Here is a 22,701-nt window from a genome sequence, read left to right on the forward strand (position 1 = left end):
GTATTTTTTACTGTTAAAAATCATTTTAAAAGTTTCATTCAGAACTAAAACCTGCCATATACTCATACAGCATTTTTATTCACTGAAACAATGTGCTAATTTAAGTTTAAATATCCAATACAATAACTTTGCATAGTAAAAAATACTGTATACAATGAAAACAAACAATCTAGGTTATCCAAGAATTGGTAGCAACAGAGAATTAAAAAAAGCCTGTGAATCGTATTGGGCAGGAAAAATTTCTGTAGCAGAACTTTTAACTGTAGGTGCAACTATCCGCAAGGAAAACTGGCAGTTACAAGCCGAGGCCGGAATCGATTTAATCCCTTCCAATGACTTTTCGTTTTACGATCAAGTACTGGATTTATCACTTACATTAGGTGTTATCCCAAAACGCTATCAAGAATTAGCCAAAACAAACTCCATTATCGATTTGTATTTTGTCATGGCAAGAGGTTCACAAAAAGACGGAGAAGATGTAGTTGCGATGGAAATGACAAAATGGTTTGATACCAATTACCATTACATCGTACCGGAATTTACAAAAGACCAAGAATTCAAATTATTCTCCGAAAAAATAATCAACGAGTTCAAAGAAGCCAATGCTTTAGGAATCGCAACAAAACCCGTACTTATAGGACCTGTTTCCTACTTGCTTCTCGGAAAAGAAAAGGAAGAAGGTTTCCATAGAATAGACCTTATCAATAAATTACTTCCGGTTTATTTTGAAATTCTTCAAAAACTGGAAAATGAAAATGTAGCATGGATTCAATTTGACGAACCATTCTTGGCTTTGAATCTAACTGATAAAGAAAGAAATGCCATCACTTATGTGTATACCGAAATCAACAAACGTTTTCCTAAAATCAAATTAATCCTTACTAACTATTTTGATTGTTTTGGTGAAAATCTTGAAACTGTCCTTGCCTTACCCGTTCATACTTTGCATTTGGATTTGGTGCGTTGTCATTCGCAATTGGATGATATTTTAGAATCCGGACAATTATCAGATAATGTGAATCTTTCGCTTGGTGTTGTAGATGGAAGAAATATTTGGAAAAATGATTTCAAAAAATCTTTAGCCCTTATCAAGAAAGCAACGGACGCACTTGGCGAAAACAGAATCTTAATTGCGCCATCGTGCTCTCTTATTCACTCGCCATGCGATTTGGATTTAGAAACTAATAACACAACACTAACTCCCGAAATCAAACAATGGCTGGCTTTCGCCAAACAAAAAATCGATGAAGTAGTGCTGCTTCAAAGCTTTGCTTTAAATGAGATAACTCAACATGAATCGGTTTTATTTCAAGAAAATACGATCGCAAACGAAAACCGAAAAACATCTAAATTAATCCATAATGATGCAGTGAAAAATCGTGTCGCCAGCATTACAACCGGTTATGATCAGAGAGGAACTCCGTTTTCCATTCGAAGAAAAAAACAAATAAACGTATTGAATCTTCCGTTATTACCAACTACAACTATTGGTTCTTTCCCGCAAACCACCGAAGTGCGTAGCTGGAGAGCGAAGTTCAAAAAAGGCGAATTAAACCAACAACAATACGATGATTTACTCCAAAAAGAAACCGAAGAAACGATTCGCTTTCAAGAAGAAACCGGCATTGATGTATTGGTGCACGGAGAATTTGAACGCAATGACATGGTGGAATATTTTGGAGAACAATTAGACGGATTTGCATTTACCAAAAACGGCTGGGTACAAAGTTACGGAAGCCGTTGTGTAAAACCTCCCGTTATTTATGGTGATGTATCGCGTCCAAATCCGATGACTGTGAAATGGTCAGCCTTTGCACAATCGCTTACGCAAAAATGGGTAAAAGGAATGCTAACTGGTCCCGTGACTATTTTACAATGGTCCTTTGTCCGCAACGATCAACCGCGCTCAGAAACCTGTACTCAAATTGCATTGGCGATTAGAGATGAAGTAGTCGATTTAGAAAATGCAGGAATTAAGATTATTCAAATTGACGAACCTGCCATTCGAGAAGGATTGCCTTTACGCAAAGAAGAATGGGCAACCTATTTGGATTGGGCCGTAAAAGCGTTCAGAATTTCGGCAAGTGGCGTAAAAGATGACACCCAGATTCACACACACATGTGTTACAGCGAATTCAATGACATCATCCAGAATATTGCTGATATGGATGCCGATGTAATCACCATAGAATGTTCGCGTTCGCAAATGGAATTACTGGATGCTTTTGCCGATTTCAATTATCCAAATGAAATAGGGCCTGGTGTGTATGACATTCACTCGCCTCGTGTACCTTCCAGTACCGAAATGGTAAAATTATTAGAAAAAGCTTCGGCTGTCATTCCTGTCGACCAACTTTGGGTCAATCCGGATTGTGGTTTAAAAACCCGCCATTGGGACGAAACTAAAAAGGCTTTAATAGAAATGGTAGCCGCTGCTCAAGAGATGAGGATTGCTGTAGAAAACATTGCAACTGTTTAATCATTAAAATAAAAAACCTAGTAAATTTTTAAATTTACTAGGTTTTGTTTTTAAGGGATACTGTTGCTAAACTACAATCTCATCTGATGGATTAAGCAATTTCTTTTTTTCTACAAATTCATGCTTTTTCACCACATACGTAACGGATAATGTATCATGCCATCCTCGTTCAGCCGTTAAAAAAGAAAAAGGCTCTAAAGGAATTAATCTCGATACTGTACGTATAATAATGCTTTTCATATTTGGTTTTGAACCGTCGTTTTTTACAACTAGTGTTTTTGTAAAATATTTAGCGAAGGTTCTGGAGAAATACATTTCGGTAATTGAGTAATAAAAAAACAGGATAATCAGTCCAAAAAAGAAGCTTTCAATTAGGCTTAATGATGTAACCCAATTCGACGCAGCATAACTATGGGTCAAATCTCCTATTATAATTATGGTGGTGCCAATGGTGATTTCGATGATATAAATAATCAATACATCGATAATGAAATTCAGGAGACGTTGGCTTTTGGAAGCTAATAAATCATCTGTAACAGTAAATTTTTTATTTTCCATAGTAGTTCATATAAAAAATGATTACTTATAATGATAACTATCTCAAATATAGTGAATTATTTACAAATTTAAGAAGTAACTTCCTGATATTTTAGCCCGAATAGAAGAAAAAATGAAGAGATTACATCGGAAAAATGGGCACGAACAAAGCGAACCTACGAAGTAAATAGCTTAAAAAAAGTCAGCTACCATAAATGATAGCTGACCTTAAAATTAAAAAACTACTTTTTCTTCGAAATACTAACAGTAGTTTTCGGATGCTTAGAAGCATAACTAGAAGTAACAAATTTTCCAGTTATTGCGCTTCTATTTCCAACAGCAGTGGTCTTCTTTGCACTCATGTTTAAAAATTTAGACATTTAACAATAAAGAAGTCCTTTTTTTACCAAAAATTTTTATATTTGGGGTGTGAAAAACAAATAAATGTTTGGCTATAGAATAGAACTTCAATTCTATTATCTATAATTAAATTTAGAAAAGGCTTCAACTGCAATTGAAGCCTTTTTTTATTTTAAAAAACTTAAGACCCACACATTTCACATTCGTCCGGACCTGCATTCTTAGACAATTCAATCATTGCTCTGTATTCTTCGGCAGTCATTTCTACAGCTTCAGCGACAACAGGAACAGCGATTGGTTGTTCTTTCACTTCAATTGGATCTGCTTTTTTATCATTGTTCAATGTAAATTTAATCGCATCCACCGCAGCTTTTGTTCTTAAATAATACATTCCCGTTTTCAATCCGGATTGCCAAGCATAGAAATGCATCGATGTCAATTTAGAATAATTGGCATTTTGCATGAATAAGTTCAACGATTGTGATTGATCCACAAAATAACCACGTTGACGTGACATATCAATAATGTCTTTCATAGACATTTCCCAAACGGTTTTGTACAATTCTTTCAAGTCTTGCGGAATATCAAGCGCTTGAACTGAACCGTTATTTCGCATTAATTCTTGTTTCAAGGTTTCGTTCCACAAACCGCGTTCTACTAAATCGTGTAACAAGTGTTTGTTTACCACAATAAACTCACCCGAAAGTACTCTTCTGGTGTAAATATTAGAAGTATATGGTTCGAATGCTTCGTTGTTACCCAAAATTTGAGAAGTCGAAGCTGTAGGCATTGGCGCTACTAATAATGAGTTTCTCACCCCGTGTTTCATTACTTCTTTTCGCAAAGAGGCCCAGTCCCAACGACCAGATAATTCCTCATCTTTCATTCCCCACAAATTGAACTGAAATTCTCCTTGTGACATTGGCGAACCTTCAAAAGTAGAATACGGTCCTTCTTCTTTGGCCATTTCCATAGAAGCAGTAACAGCTGCAAAATATAAAGTTTCAAAAATATCCTGGTTCATTTTTTTAGCTTCGTCACTCGTAAACGGCAAGCGCAACATAATAAAAGCATCGGCTAGTCCTTGTACTCCTAGACCAACTGGTCTGTGACGCATATTTGAGTTTTCAGCTTCTTTTACCGGATAATAATTTCTGTCAATAACTTTATTCAAGTTTCTGGTTACACGTTTGGTAACGGTGAACAACAAATCGTGATTGAATTTTTTGTTTTCCACAAACATTGGCAACGAAAGTGAAGCCAGGTTACAAACCGCAATTTCATCTTTCGAAGTGAATTCCATAATCTCGGTACACAAATTCGAAGAACGAATCGTACCTAGATTTTTTTGGTTTGATTTTCTGTTGGCTGCATCTTTGTACAACATGTAAGGTGTTCCAGTTTCAATTTGCGATTCTAGAATTTTCTCCCACAATTCATGCGCTTTGATGGTTTTTCTCCCTTTTCCACGTTTCTCGTAATCAATGTACATCGCTTCAAATTCTTCGCCATACACATCATACAATCCCGGACATTCATTCGGACACATCAACGTCCAATAACTGTCTTCCTGTACTCTTTTCATAAACAAATCTGAAGTCCACATGGCAAAAAACAAATCTCTTGCACGCATTTCTTCTTTTCCGGTATTCTTTTTCAAGTCTAGGAATTCAAAAATATCCGCATGCCAAGTTTCAATATAAATGGCAAAACTACCTTTACGTTTTCCTCCTCCTTGATCCACATAACGCGCAGTGTCATTGAAAACTCTTAACATAGGAACAATTCCGTTTGACGTTCCGTTTGTTCCACGTATGTAAGAACCAGTAGCTCTCACGTTATGAATAGAAAGTCCAACTCCACCTGCTGATTGGGAGATTTTTGCCGTTTGTTTCAACGTATCATAAATCCCGTCAATACTATCATCTTGCATTGCCAAAAGGAAACAAGAAGACATTTGAGGCTTTGGCGTTCCGGCATTAAATAAAGTTGGTGTTGCATGCGTAAAGAACTTTTTCGACATTAAGTCGTAGGTTTCTATTACCGATTTCAAATCGTCTAAGTGAATCCCGACTGACACCCGCATTAACATGTGTTGCGGACGCTCTACAATTTTACCGTTTATTTTTAGCAAATACGATCTTTCCAAGGTTTTAAACCCAAAATAATCGTAATTGAAATCTCTATTGTATATAATATGTGAGTCTAGAAACTCCGCATTATCCATAATCACTTTATGTACTTCCTCAGAAAGTAACGGAGCATATTGACCGTTTCTTGGGTTTACATAATTGAACATATCATTCATCGTTTCCGAGAATGATTTTTTGGTATTCGAATGTAAATTTGAGATTGCAATACGAGCTGCTAATTGTGCATAATCAGGATGCGCAATAGTCATTGAAGCCGCAGTTTCGGCAGCAAGATTATCCAATTCAGATGTCGAAACACCATCATAAAGTCCTTCAATTACGCGCATTGCCACTTTCACAGCATCAACCAAATCATTCAAACCATAACATAATTTTTTAATTCTGTCAGTGATTTTGTCGAACATTACCGGCTCTTTGTGCCCATCTCTTTTAACTACATACATACGCTTAATTGTTTTAAAAAACAGAAAATCCCTTTCCCGTTTTTGAGTATTTGTTTCATTTTTTTGGGAAGCTAATCCCGCTGTCATTCCAATCTTTCTAGTCCTGAAAAAAGTTCAGGACTAGAAAGGATATTCCCTTCCATCGGGGCTAAAACACCCGATGATGCGATAACTACTTTCTAAAAATCAGCGTCAAAACTAATTTTCTGAGCATCTTCATCGGTATTCATAACACCTGCTTTTTGATATTCGGCAACTTTCTTTTCAAAGAAGTTTGTTTTCCCTTGAAGCGAAATCATATCCATAAAATCAAAAGGATTTGAAGTGTTGTATTCTCTCTCGCAACCTAATTCAACTAATAATCTGTCCGCAACAAATTCTAAATATTGTGTCATTAATGCTGCATTCATTCCTATTAAACTCACAGGAAGGGATTCAGTGATAAATTCTCTTTCAATATTCAAAGCATCAACAATAATACTTCTAATTCTTTCTTTTGGAACTTTATTTACTAAATGGTGGTTGTGCAAGTGTACTGCAAAATCACAGTGCACTCCTTCGTCGCGAGAAATCAATTCGTTAGAAAAAGTCAATCCTGGCATTAATCCACGTTTTTTCAACCAATAAATAGAACAAAACGCTCCCGAAAAGAAGATTCCTTCCACAGCTGCAAAAGCAATCAAACGCTCTGCAAACGAATCAGATTCAATCCATTTCAAAGCCCAATCCGCTTTTTTCTTAATCGCAGGAAAAACTTCTAAAGCATTAAATAATTCATCTTTCTCCGCTTCGTCTTTCACATAGGTATCAATCAATAATGAATACGTTTCACTGTGAATATTTTCCATCATGATTTGAAAACCGTAAAAGAATTTTGCTTCAGCATATTGCACTTCGTTCACAAAATTTTCAGCTAAATTCTCATTTACAATTCCGTCAGAAGCAGCAAAAAAAGCAAGAATATGTTTTACAAAATAACGTTCCTCATCAGAAAGTTTGTTATTCCAGTCATTTAAATCTTGTGATAAATCGATTTCTTCAGCAGTCCAGAAACTAGCTTCCATACTTTTATAAAATTCCCAAATATCATGGTGTTTAATTGGAAAAATCACGAAACGATTTTTATTTTCTTGTAAAATTGGTTCAAGTTGTGCCATTATAGTAGTTTGTTTTTTGAGATTTTAACGAAATTTTATGCTTTCTGTGGATTACAAAGATTGTGAAATATTGCCGAAATTAAAAGTCAAACTTATTCACAATCGGCCATAGTTTTTAACAAACGAAAAAAATTGAGGTATTTTTCATGTGGATTTTAAACACTTAAAAATCAGTATTTTAAAATTTAAAAAAAGAGATGAAGTACCGTAAAATATAGGATTTTAAAAACAGCAAACAAGAAAATTTGCATTTATTTTAGATTTATTTTTTGAGTTCCTGTGCGACAATTTCAAGCTCCGCATACCAGTCCTCTCCAAACTTTCTAACCAAAGCTTCTTTGACAAATTTATACACTGGCACCTCAAGCTCCTGACCTAAGGAACAGGCTGGATCACAAATATCCCATTTGTCATAATTAACGGCAGCAAACTCCGTGAAATCCTTCACACGAATAGGATATAAATGACAAGAAACAGGTTTTTTCCAGTCAATCACACCTTGATTGTACGCTTGCTCGATACCACATAAAGCTGTTTTACCGTCAAACATTACATAAGCACAATCTTTATTGTCAATCAGTGGCGTTTCAAGATCACCATCAGTTCCTTTTGTCCAAGTTCCTTGGGCTTCGATAGCCGCAATCCCTTGTTTGCGTAAAAATGGTTTTACTTTAGGATAAATTTCTTCTAATATCTTAGTTTCCTCAACGCTCAATGGAGCTCCAGCATCGCCATCAACACAACAAGCCCCTTTACAGGCTGACAAATTGCAAACAAAATCTTTTTCGAGTATGTCTTCTGAGACGATGGTTTTTCCTAATTGAAACATTATTTTGGGATACTGAGATTATAAAGTGCAAAGGTAGTTAAACTAAGACAGAACCTGTCTGTTAAATGTTGAATTTTATGTAAGCCGAAACAAATCTAGTATCCAGTTTTTTTGTTCTACATAACCAATAATAGCAGCGTATGAATCAAAAAAAAGCCTGTTTTATTAGTATCTCCACTCCTATTCATTTGTTTAATTCTTTTTCGCATTAGAAATGACTCCATAAATTCGAAACTATCACAACGAAAAAGCGATTTCAATTATTCCGTCGGCTTTTCCTCCGTTTTAGAAGCCAGAGGACGGCTTTAAAATCTGAAAATCACAGGAGTGACAATCTCAAAAACAATGGCTTTCAATTTATCTCAAACAACACTAACCCTAAAGATTACAGATCAATATGTAATCTTTAAAATAGTGTTTATGTATTTAAAGTCTCCATTCCCATTTGACAAATCCACATATATATTATTGTTTTTGTCTATAGTCATACCTCTTATACTCCCCATGTTACCTTCTAATTTAAAAGATACTATTGCACCTGTTGGTGTAATTTTACTGATTTCTTCAAATGTACTTGTCGTATATAAATTGCCTTTACTATCACATATTAATGAATTCGAGCCAAAACGATCCGAAGTAGAAAAGGAACTATTTCTTCCTTCGAGATCTATTTTATTTATGTACAAGTAATTTCCAATATAATAATTTCCAAAAGAATCAATAGTAAAGTCTCCAATTCCAGCATAACTAGCAAACTCCGAAATGTTACCATTTGCGTCAATTTTTTTTAACTTCCCATAACTACCATCACTTACAAATAAAACTCCAGTCTTTTTATCAAAAACCAAGTCTGCAATAAAAAAATTAACTTTTTTAAAAACGGTAACATTCCCGTTCACATCAATTTTATTAATGGTTGTTTGAAAATTTTCTGGTAATAAAGCAACCAAATTCCCATTTGAATCAAAAGCCATAGAAGAATAAGACCCCGTAACAAAAGCAGAAACAACTCCAGAAGTACTTATTTTATAGATGCCATCATTTGCGGATAAAAACAAATTACCAGCGTTGTCAAATATCATATCCTGAACAAAAGAAGTAATTGCACTAGTATTTGCCGAATAAGAAGCTACACTTACATTTAGAGCAGTTGGCGTCCATTTTCCATATAAAGTAAAGTCGCTATTTATTGGGTTTTCACTTCTAAATTTTAGCTCTAATTTAGTATCATAATACCATCCCGCAAAAGCAAATCCTTTATTTACGGGCGTTATTTCTTTAATATCCGAACCTGAAGTAACTGTAATGGCAGGAATATCATTCCCTCCATTTGAATTAAAACTCACCGTGTATTGTGTTTCATCTGGCTTTGAACAGCTAATTAGAAAAAACAAGGAGATTAAAATTAATGAAATTCTTTTTTTCATTTTTATTTTTTTTTTAAAAATAAGCATTTTAAATACGCATTTTAAATATTTCAAAAAAAAATGCAAAAAACTATGTTTAGACGAATTTAGATCTCTTAAAACTAAAAATGAACTCACATAAATTCTTATCTTTACAAGCAAAAAAATTATGTTTGAAATGGATTTTAGAGAAATAATTACGGTTGGAATGGTCCTTTTTGCCGTAATTGATATCGTGGGAACCATTCCTATTATTGTTGATTTAAGATCAAAACATGGACACATTGAATCTGAAAAAGCTTCAATAGTAGCGGGTATAATCATGATTGTTTTCCTTTTTGTGGGAGAAGAATTATTGAATTTAATAGGGATTGATGTAAACTCTTTTGCGGTTGCAGGTTCATTTGTATTATTCTTTCTGGCATTAGAAATGATTTTAGGGATTCGCATCTACCGCGATGAAGAAGCAAGTTCTGCATCTATTGTCCCTTTGGCGTTTCCTTTGATAGCCGGAGCCGGAACAATGACTACTTTACTATCTTTACGTTCCCAATTTTCTACTATAAATATTGTTATCGCAATAATTTTGAATATTATTCTGGTATATATCGTTTTGAAATCATCATCTAAAATTGAAAAAATACTAGGAGAAAATGGACTTGGCGTCATTCGAAAGACTTTTGGCGTTGTACTTCTTGCGATTGCTGTTAAATTATTCGCTGCGAATGTTAAAGGTTTGTTCGTCTAAAATAAATTTTCATAAATTTACCCCCTAAGATAATTTTAAAAGATAATCTGATTTTAAGCTGACATGTGTTTCTAAAATAAAAAATCTGTTTCTTTTATATCAAAAACAAAAACGTATTATGAAAATTTTCACTAACATCTTGGTGTTTTTAGCAATAGCGCTAATCATATTTAATGTTACTTTGTTGGATTTTAGAAATCCATTTCAAGGAGATAGCGTAGTTGCTTTTATTGGAATAGCTGCTTCTTTTTGTGCCGTTTTGATTCTTCTGATTTTTAAAATGGCAAAAAAGATTGAAGAGAAATCAAACGACCAACTGTAATAATGTTTGATGTTCTCATCGTTGGCGGTGGCGTTTCTGGAATTTCATGCGCACTCGTTTTGGGTTCTGCAAAAAACAAATCCTTTGTCACTGACAAGAGAATTGGCATTTTCACCCATCAAAAAACATCATCTCTTCAAGAAGCACTGTTTAATAATGCTTACGGAATCCCTCCAGGGAAATTAGGTTCTGAATTATTAGAGGAAAGCACCGAACATCTTTCGAAAGCGTATCCACATATCACTCAAATTCCAGGGGAAAAAGTACTCAAAATTGAAGGACAATTTCCTGAATTTACAGTCATCACAAACAAGAATTCCTACCAAACAAAAACAATTGTCATAGGCATAGGATCCGCAAATTCTTTTGCAATAGATGGATTGATGCATTATGTAGAACCCCATCAAAAATCCCTTCCCGAAAAACAACGAATTCAACTCAAGAACAGCGACCACAAAGTGGCTGAAGGAATTTATGTCATAGGAACTTTAGCGGGTTGGAGAAGCCAACTGACCATTGCTGCCGGTAGTGGCGCTGCCGTTGCAACGGATATTCTTACGTTATGGAATGACGGCGTGCAAACTCATGCACACGACAGTATCAGGTAAATAGATTTTCATTCTGGAAAATCTCAAGAAAAATAGTGGTAGGTTTACATTTTCAATATACTTTTTATGTTATCACTATTATTGGGCTTGACCAGGCTAATTATTTTTATAGTATTCGTTTCCTTTTTTTCGATTCTTTTCTATTTGACGAGTTTCTTTTGCAGCGAAGAAATGAATTCCAAAAGAGCACTTCATCTACGCGATTTTTTAATTCGGGTGTCCAATTACATTTTAGGCATTCGCACCATCATTTATGGAGAAAAACCCACGATACAAGGACTGATTGTAGCCAATCACCGTTCTTATTTTGACCCAATTGTCATTGTAAATCAAATACATGCTTTTCCTGTAGGGAAGAAAGAAGTTGCGTCATGGCCTATGATTGGCTACATCTGTAAAATATCGGGTGTTTTATTTGTAGATAGAAAATGCCAAAAGAGCAGACAAGAAACTGCCGAAAATATTCGTGAAGTTCTGGCCAAAGGATATTCTATCATTAATTTTCCGGAAGGCACTACCGATGTTTTGCCAACGACTGTGGATTTCAATTATGGCTCGTTTGTAATGGCCACGAAGATTAAATCTGCCGTTATTCCTATTGCCATTGATTATAAAGAAAAAACGGATGCTTTTGTGGGAGACGACACTTTCATTCCGCATTTTTTAAAGTGCTTTGGAAAATGGACTACTGAAATTAAAATGACTTTTTTTCCTCCTATTTATTCTGAAGATGCAACCTATTTATTAAACACGTCTAAGAAAATGATAGACGATGAACTCATTCGGTACAGGAAAGATTGGGACAATGAAAAATAGTTATTTTTAAACAATATTTCTATTCACAATTACTTCTTGGAAACGGCTTTAATCATCGCATCTTCTTTCAATACAATCTCATAATAATAGCTTTCTCCATACAATTGTCGGGCAAATTCAGCAGCCAAGTATCTTTTTACCAATGACTTGCTTTTCCCAAAATTCAAATCCAATCCGTTTTCGAAAATAAATTTTTGAAACGAATTAAAATACAAATCCGTTTCATTCATTTTAGTTTTGAATTGTTCAAAGTTAAGTCCTTTAAAAGCGCTTCTATTTTTATCTAATTGCTCGAAAACAAAATTACCCAGGATTCCGGATTGCAATAAATAAGCCGTACTTTCATTTCCATGCTCTACTTCTAGCGGTACAAAAACGTCAGGGACAATTCCGCCGCCACCGTATACAATTTTACCTTTTTTAGTTTTGAATTTTAAAGTATCCGCAACTTTTATACTGTCTTTTTCATACAATTCTCCATTTCCAAAACGAGCTTCTGATTCTTTAAAATACGCCTCATTTCCTTTCGAATATGGTTTTTGAATCGAACGCCCCGTAGGTGTGTAATACCTAGCAATAGTCAATCGAACGGCCGAACCATCGGCAAAATCCATTTCACGTTGCACCAATCCTTTTCCAAAAGAACGACGCCCTACAATAGTTCCTCTGTCATTATCCTGAATGGCGCCCGCTAGAATTTCACTGGCAGAAGCGCTGTTTTCATTGATTAAAACAAACACATTTCCGTTTTCGAAACTCCCTTTTTTGGTTGCAAATGTCTTGTCTATATTCCCATTTTTATTTTTAGTAAAAACAATCAACTGCTTGTCTGTCAATAATTCATCGGCAATAGCAATGGCTTCTTCCATATAACCGCCACCATTATCGCGAACATCAATTACAAGTGATTTTGCTCCTTGTTGTTTCAGTTTAGTTAAACCCGCCATAAACTCTCTATACGTAGTTTCGGCAAATCTATTTATTTTTATATAACCGGTTTTATCACTCAAAAGTAAAGCGGCATCGACACTTTTTAGAGGAATAACATCCCGTTTTATTTTTACTTTAAGTTTTTTACCTTCAGATTTTCTGTAGATAGTAAGCTCAATATCAGAACCTACTGTTCCTTTTAATTTAGAATACAAACTGTCACTTGGCAATTTGCGACCAAATAATTTTGTTTTATCAGCATACAAAATTCGGTCGCCAGCCTTTATTCCAGCTTTTGCCGAAGGGCCATTTTCAACTGGTCTTATAACTGCAACTGAATCATTATACATATAGAAATTCACGCCTATTCCCACGAAATTCCCTTTCATGCTTTCTACCACTTCCAGCTGATCGCTTGGCGGAATATAAACTGAATGCGGATCGAGTTGCGCCAGAATATTATCTACGGTAAGATTTACAATAGAATCCGTGTTGATATCATCGACATATTCATTGTCAATAAAATCAATCAGCTTGTTGAGTTTGCTTCTAGAATTATTTCTGTCTGCAAAATCAGCTGCGTTAGGAAAATTCAACATTCCGCCCAGCACAACTCCCAGAGCGAGTGTTGAGAAAATAATAATGGGCAAATATTTTACGTTATATTTCATACGAAGACAATAATTATTCTTCTAATACTGGGATGTGTTCTACTTCTACTCCTGCTTTTATAAGGAACTGGATTCCTGAATCATCGCGATATCCATTATGATACACTACTCTTTTTATTCCGGATTGATGAATCAATTTGCTGCACTCTTTACATGGCGAAAGCGTAATATACAAGGTTGCGCCTTCACACGATTGTGTAGATCGTGCCACTTTCAGAATCGCATTTGCTTCGGCATGTAAAACATCCCAACGCGTTAGTCCTTCATCATCTTCACAACAATTTTCAAAACCAGTTGGAGTTCCGTTATAACCATCAGAGATTATCATTCTATCTCGCACAATAATCGCACCAACTTGTTTGCGTTTACAATAGGACAACAAACTCCATTCTTTGGCAATTCTAAGATACGCTTTATCGTATTTATTTAATTTTTTTTCGTTCATTTTTTATCTAATCCAGATTTCACTTTCAACAATCAATGGTATCACTACCCCAATAATAAATGCCGACATCACTAAAGTCCAATCGCGTTTCGAGAATCTAAAAACGGTTTGAACAATGTACGACAAAATCAAAACCACAAAAACCACTACAATCTGGGCCGCTTCTATTCCTAATGCAAACTCTGACAATGGCAATATTTTAGAAGTGGCATCACCTCCAAGAATCGATTTGAAATAATTTGAAAAGCCCAATCCATGAATTATCCCAAAGAAAAGTGTGATAAAAAACACCAAATTTATACTTTCTTTCTTGCTTGATTTTCCCGCCGTAAAAAGATTAAACAACGCCGTTATTAATATCGTTATTGGAATTAATAATTCGACAACATTCACTTTAATCGCAATTATACCAAAAACGGAAAGCAATAAAGCCATCGTGTGCCCAATGGTAAAAAGCGTCACCAAAAGCACAATTCGCTTCCAATCCTTAAAAGAGAAAGGAATTGCTAATACTATTAAAAATAAAACATGATCATAAGCATGAATATCTAAAACGTGTTTTAATCCTATTTGAAAGTAAATCCAAAATTCTGACATAGGTAATTTATTAGGTTGATAAAGGGGTTGTAAACTTACGATTAATTTTGAAAATGATTGATTTGATTATTTAAATAAATGCAATTCAAAAGAGATCAAATTCAAAGAAAAAATATAAAAAAATTAAAATCATTAATTTAAAAATAGATTTATCTTTGTAAGATAAAAAAACAATAATTATGTCATTTTCAGATTTATTTGATAGCGAATTCAAACAAAGAAATAAAGGTCATTTTTCAGCTATTGTTCGTGTAGCACTTGCTGACGATACGTTTGCTCCGGAAGAAAAACTATTTTTAGACAAACTGGCTGTTCGATTAGAAATTTCTCAAGCAGAATATGAAGAAATTTTAGAAAACCCACTAAAATATCCTATAAACCCTCCTTATTTACATGAGCAAAGACTGGAGCGTTTGTTTGATTTAGCAAGAATGGTTCACGTTGATCATCAGTTAGGTGACACACAAGAATTATTATTAAGAAAAATTGGAGTAGCACTAGGCTTTAATGCTGAAAATGTAGATTATATTATACATAAAGCACTTAAATTAGTAGATAGAAAAGTAGATTTAGATACTTTCCTTTTCGAAATGCAAAACATGAACAAGTAATTGTAAAGTATAAAAAAAGCTCCCAGAAATCTGGGAGTTTTTTTTATTAAACATGCATTTTAGTATTTGCTTAATTTAGCTTTATGCATAAATTCTTCTGCTTTTTCTACCATGTTGTAGCTTCCGCAAAAGAACGGGACCCTTTCATGTAATTCTGTTGGTTCAATTTCCATGATTCTATTAAATCCGTCTGAAGCTTTTCCTCCGGCTTGTTCAGCAATAAAAGCTAACGGATTGCATTCGTAAAGCAAACGTAATTTCCCTTTTGGTGCTTTGGAACTTGTAGGATATAAATAAATTCCGCCTTTAATCATATTTCTATGAATATCAGAAACCAAACTTCCTATATATCTTGAAGTATACGGTCTGTCTCCTTCTTCTAACTGGCAATATTTTATATAATCTTTTACTCCCTGCGGAAAATGAACATAGTTCCCTTCGTTGATGGAATAAATATGACCATCTGTTGGAAATTGCATTTTCGGGTGCGATAAATAAAAAGTTCCAATGGCTGGATTCAGCGTAAATCCATTTACTCCATGTCCCGTAGTATAAACTAACATCGTCGAGGTTCCGTAAATAACATAACCTGCCGCAACCTGATTGATTCCCGGCTGTAAAAAATCTTCTATGGTAACTGGAGTTCCTATTGGAGTAACTCTTCTATAAACCGAAAATATAGTTCCTACGGAAACATTCACATCAATATTTGATGAGCCGTCAAGCGGATCCATTAAAACCACGTATTTGTTGTTATGACTATTGTCACTTCCTTCTACAGTGATAAAATCATCATTCTCTTCGGAAGCGATTCCACATACAATTTCACGATTGATTAAAGTTTGAATGAAAATTTCATTGGCATAAACATCGAGTTTTTGCTGATCTTCACCTTGTATGTTTTGTTCTCCGGCAGCCCCAACAATATCAACCAATCCTGCTTTGTTTACTTTATAATTGACTACTTTGGCAGCCAATCGGATGGAGTTAATGATTCGGGATAATTCGCCTGACGAATATTGAAAAGCATTTTGGTTTTCAATGATAAATTCTCCTAGTGTTTTGTTGCGTTCTTCCATTACGAAATCGATGTAGTTATTTTGAAGTCACAAATATCGTTTTTTTTGTGAAAACAATTTGAATACTATTTATTTAGTTTGACAGTATTGTATATTTGCTGAATAAAACACAAAATTAATACGTAAAAATGCAATTTTATTGCGTTTTTGAATCATTAAAATAAAAATTTATGAATATTAGAAAAGGAAAACCCGAAGACATGCAAGCTGTTTTAGGCCTTATTCAAGAATTAGCCGACTTTGAAAAGGAGCCAAATGCTGTTCTTATAACTGTTGACGATTTAATTCGTGATGGTTTTGGTCCTGTTCCTCTATTTCATGTTTTTGTTGCCGAAGTTGATAGTGAAATAGTTGGTATTGCTTTGTGGTATTACCGCTATTCTACCTGGAAAGGAAAAATAATTCATCTGGAAGATTTAGTGGTAAAAAATACGATGAGAGGTACAGGATTAGGCTATGCTTTGTATTCTGAAATTATAAAACAGGGCAAAAAAGACAATGTTCGAAGAATTGACTGGCATGTTCTGGACTGGAATACTCCTGCTATTGAATTTTACGAAAAATCAGGTGCAAAAGTGCTAAAAGATTGGCATGTGGTACAAATGGATGAAATAGGAATCAACCATTTTGTAGAAAATAAATTGAAATAAAGTATAAAGAACAATTTTTGTTTAAAACTATGAGAGTATTCAAATTTGGAGGAGCTTCTGTAAAAGATGCCGCAGGAATTAAAAACGTATATGACGTTTTACAAAAAGTGGGTTACGAAGATGTATTGTTGGTTGTTTCTGCAATGGGGAAAACGACGAATGCACTGGAAATTGTCATAAAAAACTATTTCGATAAATCGGCTGAATTAAATTCATCAGTACAAGAAGTAAAGAAATACCACAATCAAATTTTGATGGATTTATTTGAAGATGACAAAAACGAAGTTTTTGCAGCTGTAAATACTCAATTTGCTGATTTAGAATATTTCTTGACACATAATAAATCTCCTAATTATAATTTTGTTTACGACCAAATTGTAAGCTATGGCGAATTAATTTCGACAACTATTCTTAGTCATTTCATGAATTTCATGGGAATAAAAACGCAATGGCTGGATGTTCGTAATTTCATAAAAACAGACGCAAATTATAGAGATGCGGAAGTAGATTGGGAATTGACACAGAAAAACATTGCCAAAAACGTAAAACGAAAAATCCTGAACATCACACAAGGGTTCTTAGGTTCTGATGAAAATAATTTTACCACTACTCTAGGCCGTGAAGGTTCAGATTATACTGCTGCAATTTTTGCCTATTGTCTAAATGCAGAAAGCGTAACCATCTGGAAAGATGTTCCCGGAGTAATGAATGCCGACCCAAGATATTTTGAAAACGCAAGTTTATTAAATCAAATTTCGTATCGCGAAGCCATTGAATTAGCTTTTTACGGCGCAACGGTTATTCACCCAAAAACACTGCAACCTTTACAAAAAAAGGAAATTCCTTTGTATGTAAAATCATTTATAAACCCATTATTAAAAGGGACAAGTGTTTCTAAAGGTGTCGATTTAGAACCGTATTTACCTTGTTTTATTGTCAAAAGAAACCAACTTTTAATTTCTCTTTCATCAATAGATTTCTCTTTCATCATGGAAGAAAACATCAGTGAGATTTTTGCGTTGTTTCACCAATTCAAAATAAAAGTAAACTTAATTCAAAATTCTGCCATTAGTTTTTCTGTATGTGTAGAGGATAAATTTGATAATTTTAAAGCACTGAATGCTATTTTATCTAAAAAATTCAAAGTGGATTACGACGAAAATGTAACCTTATACACAATCCGACATTTCAATGACAAGGCAGCACAAACTGTCGAAGAAAATAAAGTAGTTTTATTGAAACAAGTCAGCCGTGAAACCATGCAAGTGATCACTAAAGAAGTTTAAAACTGTTTCAACAATATTAAAATGGGAATCGAAATTTAATTTTGGTTCCCATTTTTTTGTTGTTCCAAAGCATAAAATCAAGCACTCTAAACCAGAATATGTCAATTTGTCTATTCCTCGATTTTCTGATTGGCACATTTTCTAATTATCGAATTATAAATACTACTTTTGGTACTTTCGAGTTATAGTATTTATGTTGAAAAAATTACTTTTTTGGATTGTAATAGGCTGTTTTTCTGGGCTCCATGCTCAGGAAATTAATTCGCTGTACAAAACCAAAAAAATCCTTCTTTCCCGCGACACAATTTATATTGAAAAAGAAAGTATTAATTCCAGTTTTTTCAAATTACTTGACGCCAATGGCAAGCCTATCGACAGTACTTTATTTAAAATAAATTTCAAAAAGGGAACTCTGATTTTAAAGGAAGACAGTTCTTTTACCTCCGATTCACTTACAGTACAGTATCTTAAATTCCCTGAAATACTAACCCAAGAATACCGCATTTACGACCCCAGCAGAGTGGTCAGCAATGAAGCCGGGAACGGGAATTTGTATACAATTGAAGCGAAAAACCTAAAGAAAAACGTTCCTTTTGACGGCTTGAATACTTCCGGAAGCATTACCCGTGGCATTACTATAGGAAACAATCAAAATGCTGTTTTGAATTCTAATTTAGATTTACAAATTACTGGTAAGATTTCCGAAAAAGTAAGCTTAAGAGCTTCCATTCAAGACAGTAATATTCCATTGCAGGATGGCGGCTATTCTCAAAAACTGGATCAGTTTGATAATGTTTTCATGGAATTATTCAGTGACCAATGGAACATTCGAGCAGGAGATATTTTTCTAGAAAACAAGAAAACCCAATTCTTGAATTTCAATAAAAAAGTACAGGGACTGTCGACTAATTTCAACTTTGGAACCGAAGAAAACAAAACGAATGTATTTGCATCAGCGGCACTCGTTCGAGGACAATATGCCAAAAGTAATTTTGTGGGACAGGAAGGCAATCAAGGTCCTTACAAATTAAAGGGACAAAACGGAGAATTGTATGTTCTGGTAGTTTCGGGCTCAGAGCGGGTTTATGTAAATGGTATTTTACTGAAACGAGGTGAAAACAATGATTATACGATAGATTACAATGCCGGTGAAATTGTATTTACACCACTTTTTACCATCACTTCCGAAATGCGGATTGCCATAGAATATCAATATTCCGACAGGAATTACACCCGTTTTGTAACGTATGCCGGTGCCACGCATGAAAATAAAAAATGGAGTTTTGGAGGCTATTTATATTCGGAAAACGACTTGAAAAATCAGCCGCTACAACAAAATTTATCACAAGAACAAGCCCAGATATTAGTCAATTCAGGAGACAATCCTGATTTAATGACAGCACCTTCTGCCTATGCTGATTCCTATTCCGAGAACAAAGTATTGTATCGAAAAACGATAGTTAATGCCATTGAAATTTTCGAATATTCAAATGATGCTCAACAGGAATTATTCAACGTCCGTTTCACTTTGGTCGGAGTAAATAATGGGAATTATATCGTGACAAATTCGGCTACCATTACTCGGGTTTATGAATATATTGAACCCATAAATGGTCTTCCTCAAGGAAATTATGAACCCATAATTCAGCTCATTGCACCAACAAAAATTCAAGTTGCCACCTTTTTGGGAAAATACAAACCCAGCGAAAAAACGGCTGTCGATTTTGAAATTGGCCTTAGTAACAATGATCAAAATTTATTTTCATCCATTGATGACCGCAACAATCAAGGCTTGGCCGGAAAAATCAATGCCAAGCAAAGGCTTTTTTCAAAAAAATGGCAGGTTGATGCTTTTGCGAATTATCAATTTATACAAAAAGATTTCAGATCCGTGGAACGACTGTACAATATAGAATTTGACCGAGACTGGAATTTAGGAACCGCTGCCATTGGAAATCAAAGTTTATTGGTTTCCGGCTTGCAATTGGACTTAAATCCAGAACCAAAATCTACTACTAAAGGACTGTTGTTGTATCAGTTTGAAAAACTGGATTTCTCTGAAAATTTTTCGGGTAGCAGACATATTTTAAATGGTTTGTTTCAAATAAAAAAATGGACTTTTCAAAACCAAGGCAGTTTCCTAAAAAGTGATGGAAGTGTTTTATCGTCGAAATTTTTAAGAAACCAATCTCAAATGCGTTTTCATTTCGATAAAAATTGGGTTGGCTCCAGCTTGCGTTTAGAAGACAATCAAGAAAAAGACAAAGCAACAAATCAGTTTTCGGCTCTAAGCCAAAAATTTACGGAGTATGGTTTTTTTACCGGTCGTGGCGACAGCACAAAAGTTTTTGTAGAATTGGGCTATTTAAGAAGAACCAATGACAGCCTACAATCCCGAAGTGTCGGAATGCTGCTGCAGCGGGTAAATTCCTCCCAGACTTTCATGTTAAAATCTAAATTGATACAAACCAACAGAAGTGATTTATCTATTTATGCCAATTACAGAATCTTGGATTTTGTGGATGCAACGAGAAAAAGAGAACCTACATTAAATTCCAGAATAGTGTACACGGATCGTTTTTTCAATCAATTAATCCAAAGCACAACCGTTTATGAAACGAATTCAGGAACCATTCCGCAACAGGAATTTACGTATTTGGAGGTTTCCGCAGGTCAGGGCGTTTATACCTGGAATGATTATAACGGCAATGGAATTCAGGAATTGCAGGAGTTTGAAGTCGCTCCGTTTATCGATCAGGCAAAATTCATCAGAGTATTTTTACCCAATCGGATCTATATAAAAACACATCAAAATAAGTTCTCACAATCCGTGACCTTAAACCCGAATCAATGGCAAAATGAAAAAGGATTAAAAAAATTACTTTCTTATTTCTATAATCAAACCGCATTTATAATTGACCGAAAAACGAGAAGTGACGGAGCTAATTTTGAATTAAACCCGTTTAGCGATTCTAATGAGAATGTACTTGGATTAAATTCCAGCTTGAGGAACAGCTTGTTTTATAATCGGGGAAAGCAAAACCATTCGATTACCTATTCTTATCTTCAGAATAAAACAAAAAACTTGTTATCGATAGGTTCGCAAGAAGCCACCAACAGTTCGCATCAATTGCAGTATGGACATTTGTACAAAAAAAGTTGGCTGTTCGGTTTTTTTGCCAAAACAATCCAGACAACTATTCAATCCGAGAATTTCCCAGAAAAAAATTATGACATAAACGGATATCAATTGGCACCAAAAATCAGTTATTTATTCTCTAAAAACACCAGCTGGGATCTCTTTTATGAATTGCAAAGCAAAGAAAACCAAATTGGAGTTTTCGAAACGTTGTTACAAAACCGCTTTGGAACTTCCTTTTCTTACGCCAGCGATAAAAAAATAACGCTGAATGGCGAAGTCTCTTTTTACCAAAATAAATTTGAAGGAAATGAATTTTCTTCGGTTGGATTTCAAATGCTGGAAGGATTACAAACTGGACAGAACCTAACCTGGAGATTGCTTTTACAAAAAAACATCACACAGTTTTTAGACATTAATTTCAATTATCAAGGACGAAAAAGCGAATCAAGCCAAACCATTCATACCGGAAATGTTCAATTAAGAGCTTATTTTTAATACTGAAATTTGGAATAATTTCATTGATTGAATTTATAAACTATGATTATTTTTTATTATTTTTATTATATAAAATTTAAAATCAAATTATTATGAAAAAATTACTGTTGTTATGTTTTGTAATTATTTTGTCAGTAAACTTGCAAGCACAAGAAACTGCAGCCGAAAAGAAAGCAGCAAAAGCTAAATCTGAAAAATTGGCTAAAGCCAAAAAAGAAAAAGCGGAAGCGGCTAAAGATAAAGCGGCTATAGCCAAAGAAAAAGCAGCCACGGCTAAAAAAACAGCTAAAGACAAAGCAGAAGCTGCCAAAGACAAAGCAACTACAGCTAAAGAAAAAACAACAAAAGACAAAGCCGAAACTGCAAAAGATAAAGCTGCAACTTCTAAAAAAATAGCAAAAAACAAAGCGGAAGCTGCCAAAGACAAAGCGACTACAGCTAAAGAAAAAGCGGAAACTGCTAAAGATAAAGTAGTCAAAGATAAAGCCGAAACCGCAAAAGATAAAGCTGCCATAGCTAAAGAAAAAGCAACAGCATCTAAAAAAACAGCTACAAAAAAAGCAGAAACTGCCAAAGATAAAGCAGCGACGGCTAAAACTGCGATAAAAGAAAAAGCTACAAGCAGCAAATCAGTAAAAAAAATCAAGGAAACCAATGAAAAAGCACCTAATGTAGCCGACAAAATAACAGGTGAATACAATGGTAAAAAAGTATATACTGGTCCTCGAGGCGGAAAATATTACATTAACGCAAACGGAAATAAAACCTACATACAAGAATAATCTTTTTATAGAAAACATATCGGAAAGGCTGTCTGTAAAAAGATAGCCTTTCTTTATTTTAGTCCAAAAATAGAAAAAAAACAATCCGAAATTGCTATTCCAAACATTGGATAATTTAATAGTTTAGTAATATTTTGCAAATACAAAAAAGGGCT

19 protein-coding genes are annotated in these 22,701 nt (G+C 34.5%); 10 read left to right on the forward strand and 9 right to left on the reverse strand.

The window, feature by feature from the left end; genetic code table 11:
* Window positions 1–154: 154 nt before the first annotated feature.
* Complete coding sequence (gene metE / locus QLS65_RS02835) at window positions 155–2,479, forward strand: 5-methyltetrahydropteroyltriglutamate--homocysteine S-methyltransferase (RefSeq protein WP_282715087.1); 2,325 nt, start codon at window positions 155–157, stop codon at window positions 2,477–2,479.
* Window positions 2,480–2,545: 66 nt separating this feature from the next.
* Here metE and QLS65_RS02840 read toward each other — a convergent pair whose 3' ends face one another.
* The 5 genes from QLS65_RS02840 to QLS65_RS02860 form a co-directional block, all read right to left on the reverse strand.
* Window positions 2,546–3,037 (reverse strand): RDD family protein, encoded by a 492-nt coding sequence (locus QLS65_RS02840; RefSeq protein ID WP_282715088.1) that lies wholly within the window; start codon window positions 3,035–3,037, stop codon window positions 2,546–2,548.
* A gap of 520 nt (window positions 3,038–3,557) precedes the next feature.
* Window positions 3,558–5,972 carry a ribonucleoside-diphosphate reductase subunit alpha gene (locus QLS65_RS02845; protein WP_282715089.1) on the reverse strand — a complete coding sequence of 805 codons (2,415 nt, stop codon included), beginning with the start codon at window positions 5,970–5,972 and terminating at the stop codon, window positions 3,558–3,560.
* Window positions 5,973–6,151: 179 nt separating this feature from the next.
* The gene (locus QLS65_RS02850) at window positions 6,152–7,129 is read right to left on the reverse strand and encodes a ribonucleotide-diphosphate reductase subunit beta (RefSeq protein WP_099714235.1); all 978 of its coding nucleotides are present in this window, start codon (window positions 7,127–7,129) and stop codon (window positions 6,152–6,154) included.
* A 262-nt stretch (window positions 7,130–7,391) separates the two neighbouring features.
* Window positions 7,392–7,958 (reverse strand): DUF3109 family protein, encoded by a 567-nt coding sequence (locus QLS65_RS02855; RefSeq protein WP_099714234.1) that lies wholly within the window; start codon window positions 7,956–7,958, stop codon window positions 7,392–7,394.
* 392 nt (window positions 7,959–8,350) lie between these two features.
* Window positions 8,351–9,385 (reverse strand): InlB B-repeat-containing protein, encoded by a 1,035-nt coding sequence (locus tag QLS65_RS02860; protein ID WP_282715090.1) that lies wholly within the window; start codon window positions 9,383–9,385, stop codon window positions 8,351–8,353.
* Between the two features lie 148 nt (window positions 9,386–9,533).
* On the opposite strand from QLS65_RS02860, the gene QLS65_RS02865 reads away from it, so the two are divergent.
* The 4 genes from QLS65_RS02865 to QLS65_RS02880 all read left to right on the forward strand — a co-directional run bounded on the left by QLS65_RS02865 (window position 9,534) and on the right by QLS65_RS02880 (window position 11,858).
* A complete protein-coding gene (locus QLS65_RS02865; protein ID WP_282715091.1) occupies window positions 9,534–10,112 on the forward strand; it encodes a MarC family protein in 579 nt (192 codons plus the stop codon).
* Between the two features lie 118 nt (window positions 10,113–10,230).
* Complete coding sequence (locus QLS65_RS02870; protein ID WP_099714232.1) at window positions 10,231–10,434, forward strand: hypothetical protein; 204 nt, start codon at window positions 10,231–10,233, stop codon at window positions 10,432–10,434.
* Window positions 10,435–10,436: 2 nt separating this feature from the next.
* Window positions 10,437–11,042 carry an FAD-dependent oxidoreductase gene (locus QLS65_RS02875; RefSeq protein WP_282715092.1) on the forward strand — a complete coding sequence of 202 codons (606 nt, stop codon included), beginning with the start codon at window positions 10,437–10,439 and terminating at the stop codon, window positions 11,040–11,042.
* Window positions 11,043–11,108: 66 nt separating this feature from the next.
* Window positions 11,109–11,858 (forward strand): lysophospholipid acyltransferase family protein, encoded by a 750-nt coding sequence (locus tag QLS65_RS02880; RefSeq protein ID WP_282715093.1) that lies wholly within the window; start codon window positions 11,109–11,111, stop codon window positions 11,856–11,858.
* Window positions 11,859–11,887: 29 nt separating this feature from the next.
* Here the strand turns inward: QLS65_RS02880 and QLS65_RS02885 are convergent, their stop codons facing one another.
* From QLS65_RS02885 to QLS65_RS02895, 3 genes are read right to left on the reverse strand one after another with little or no spacing between them, the layout of a single operon-like run.
* On the reverse strand, window positions 11,888–13,459 hold the full coding sequence (locus QLS65_RS02885; RefSeq protein WP_282715094.1) for a S41 family peptidase: 1,572 nt from the start codon (window positions 13,457–13,459) through the stop codon (window positions 11,888–11,890).
* Window positions 13,460–13,472: 13 nt separating this feature from the next.
* Window positions 13,473–13,904, reverse strand: a complete 432-nt coding sequence (locus tag QLS65_RS02890) for a deoxycytidylate deaminase (RefSeq protein ID WP_099714228.1) — start codon at window positions 13,902–13,904, stop codon at window positions 13,473–13,475.
* Between the two features lie 3 nt (window positions 13,905–13,907).
* Window positions 13,908–14,501 carry a HupE/UreJ family protein gene (locus QLS65_RS02895; protein WP_282715096.1) on the reverse strand — a complete coding sequence of 198 codons (594 nt, stop codon included), beginning with the start codon at window positions 14,499–14,501 and terminating at the stop codon, window positions 13,908–13,910.
* 179 nt (window positions 14,502–14,680) lie between these two features.
* On the opposite strand from QLS65_RS02895, the gene QLS65_RS02900 reads away from it, so the two are divergent.
* A complete protein-coding gene (locus tag QLS65_RS02900) occupies window positions 14,681–15,112 on the forward strand; it encodes a TerB family tellurite resistance protein (RefSeq protein ID WP_282710933.1) in 432 nt (143 codons plus the stop codon).
* Between the two features lie 59 nt (window positions 15,113–15,171).
* Here the strand turns inward: QLS65_RS02900 and fbp are convergent, their stop codons facing one another.
* Entirely contained in the window at window positions 15,172–16,191 is a 1,020-nt protein-coding gene (gene fbp, locus QLS65_RS02905) for a class 1 fructose-bisphosphatase (RefSeq protein ID WP_099714225.1), read from the reverse strand.
* A gap of 170 nt (window positions 16,192–16,361) precedes the next feature.
* Between fbp and QLS65_RS02910 the strand changes: the two genes are divergently transcribed.
* The 4 genes from QLS65_RS02910 to QLS65_RS02925 all read left to right on the forward strand — a co-directional run bounded on the left by QLS65_RS02910 (window position 16,362) and on the right by QLS65_RS02925 (window position 22,546).
* Complete coding sequence (locus tag QLS65_RS02910) at window positions 16,362–16,841, forward strand: GNAT family N-acetyltransferase (RefSeq protein ID WP_282715099.1); 480 nt, start codon at window positions 16,362–16,364, stop codon at window positions 16,839–16,841.
* A 29-nt stretch (window positions 16,842–16,870) separates the two neighbouring features.
* A complete protein-coding gene (locus QLS65_RS02915; RefSeq protein WP_282710935.1) occupies window positions 16,871–18,127 on the forward strand; it encodes an aspartate kinase in 1,257 nt (418 codons plus the stop codon).
* Between the two features lie 193 nt (window positions 18,128–18,320).
* The gene (locus QLS65_RS02920; protein WP_282715101.1) at window positions 18,321–21,764 is read left to right on the forward strand and encodes a hypothetical protein; all 3,444 of its coding nucleotides are present in this window, start codon (window positions 18,321–18,323) and stop codon (window positions 21,762–21,764) included.
* Window positions 21,765–21,856: 92 nt separating this feature from the next.
* Window positions 21,857–22,546, forward strand: coding sequence for a hypothetical protein (locus QLS65_RS02925; RefSeq protein WP_282715103.1), 690 nt, complete (start codon window positions 21,857–21,859; stop codon window positions 22,544–22,546).
* Window positions 22,547–22,701 lie beyond the last annotated feature (155 nt).

This window comes from Flavobacterium algoritolerans, assembly GCF_030010385.1.
GTDB lineage: Bacteria > Bacteroidota > Bacteroidia > Flavobacteriales > Flavobacteriaceae > Flavobacterium > Flavobacterium algoritolerans.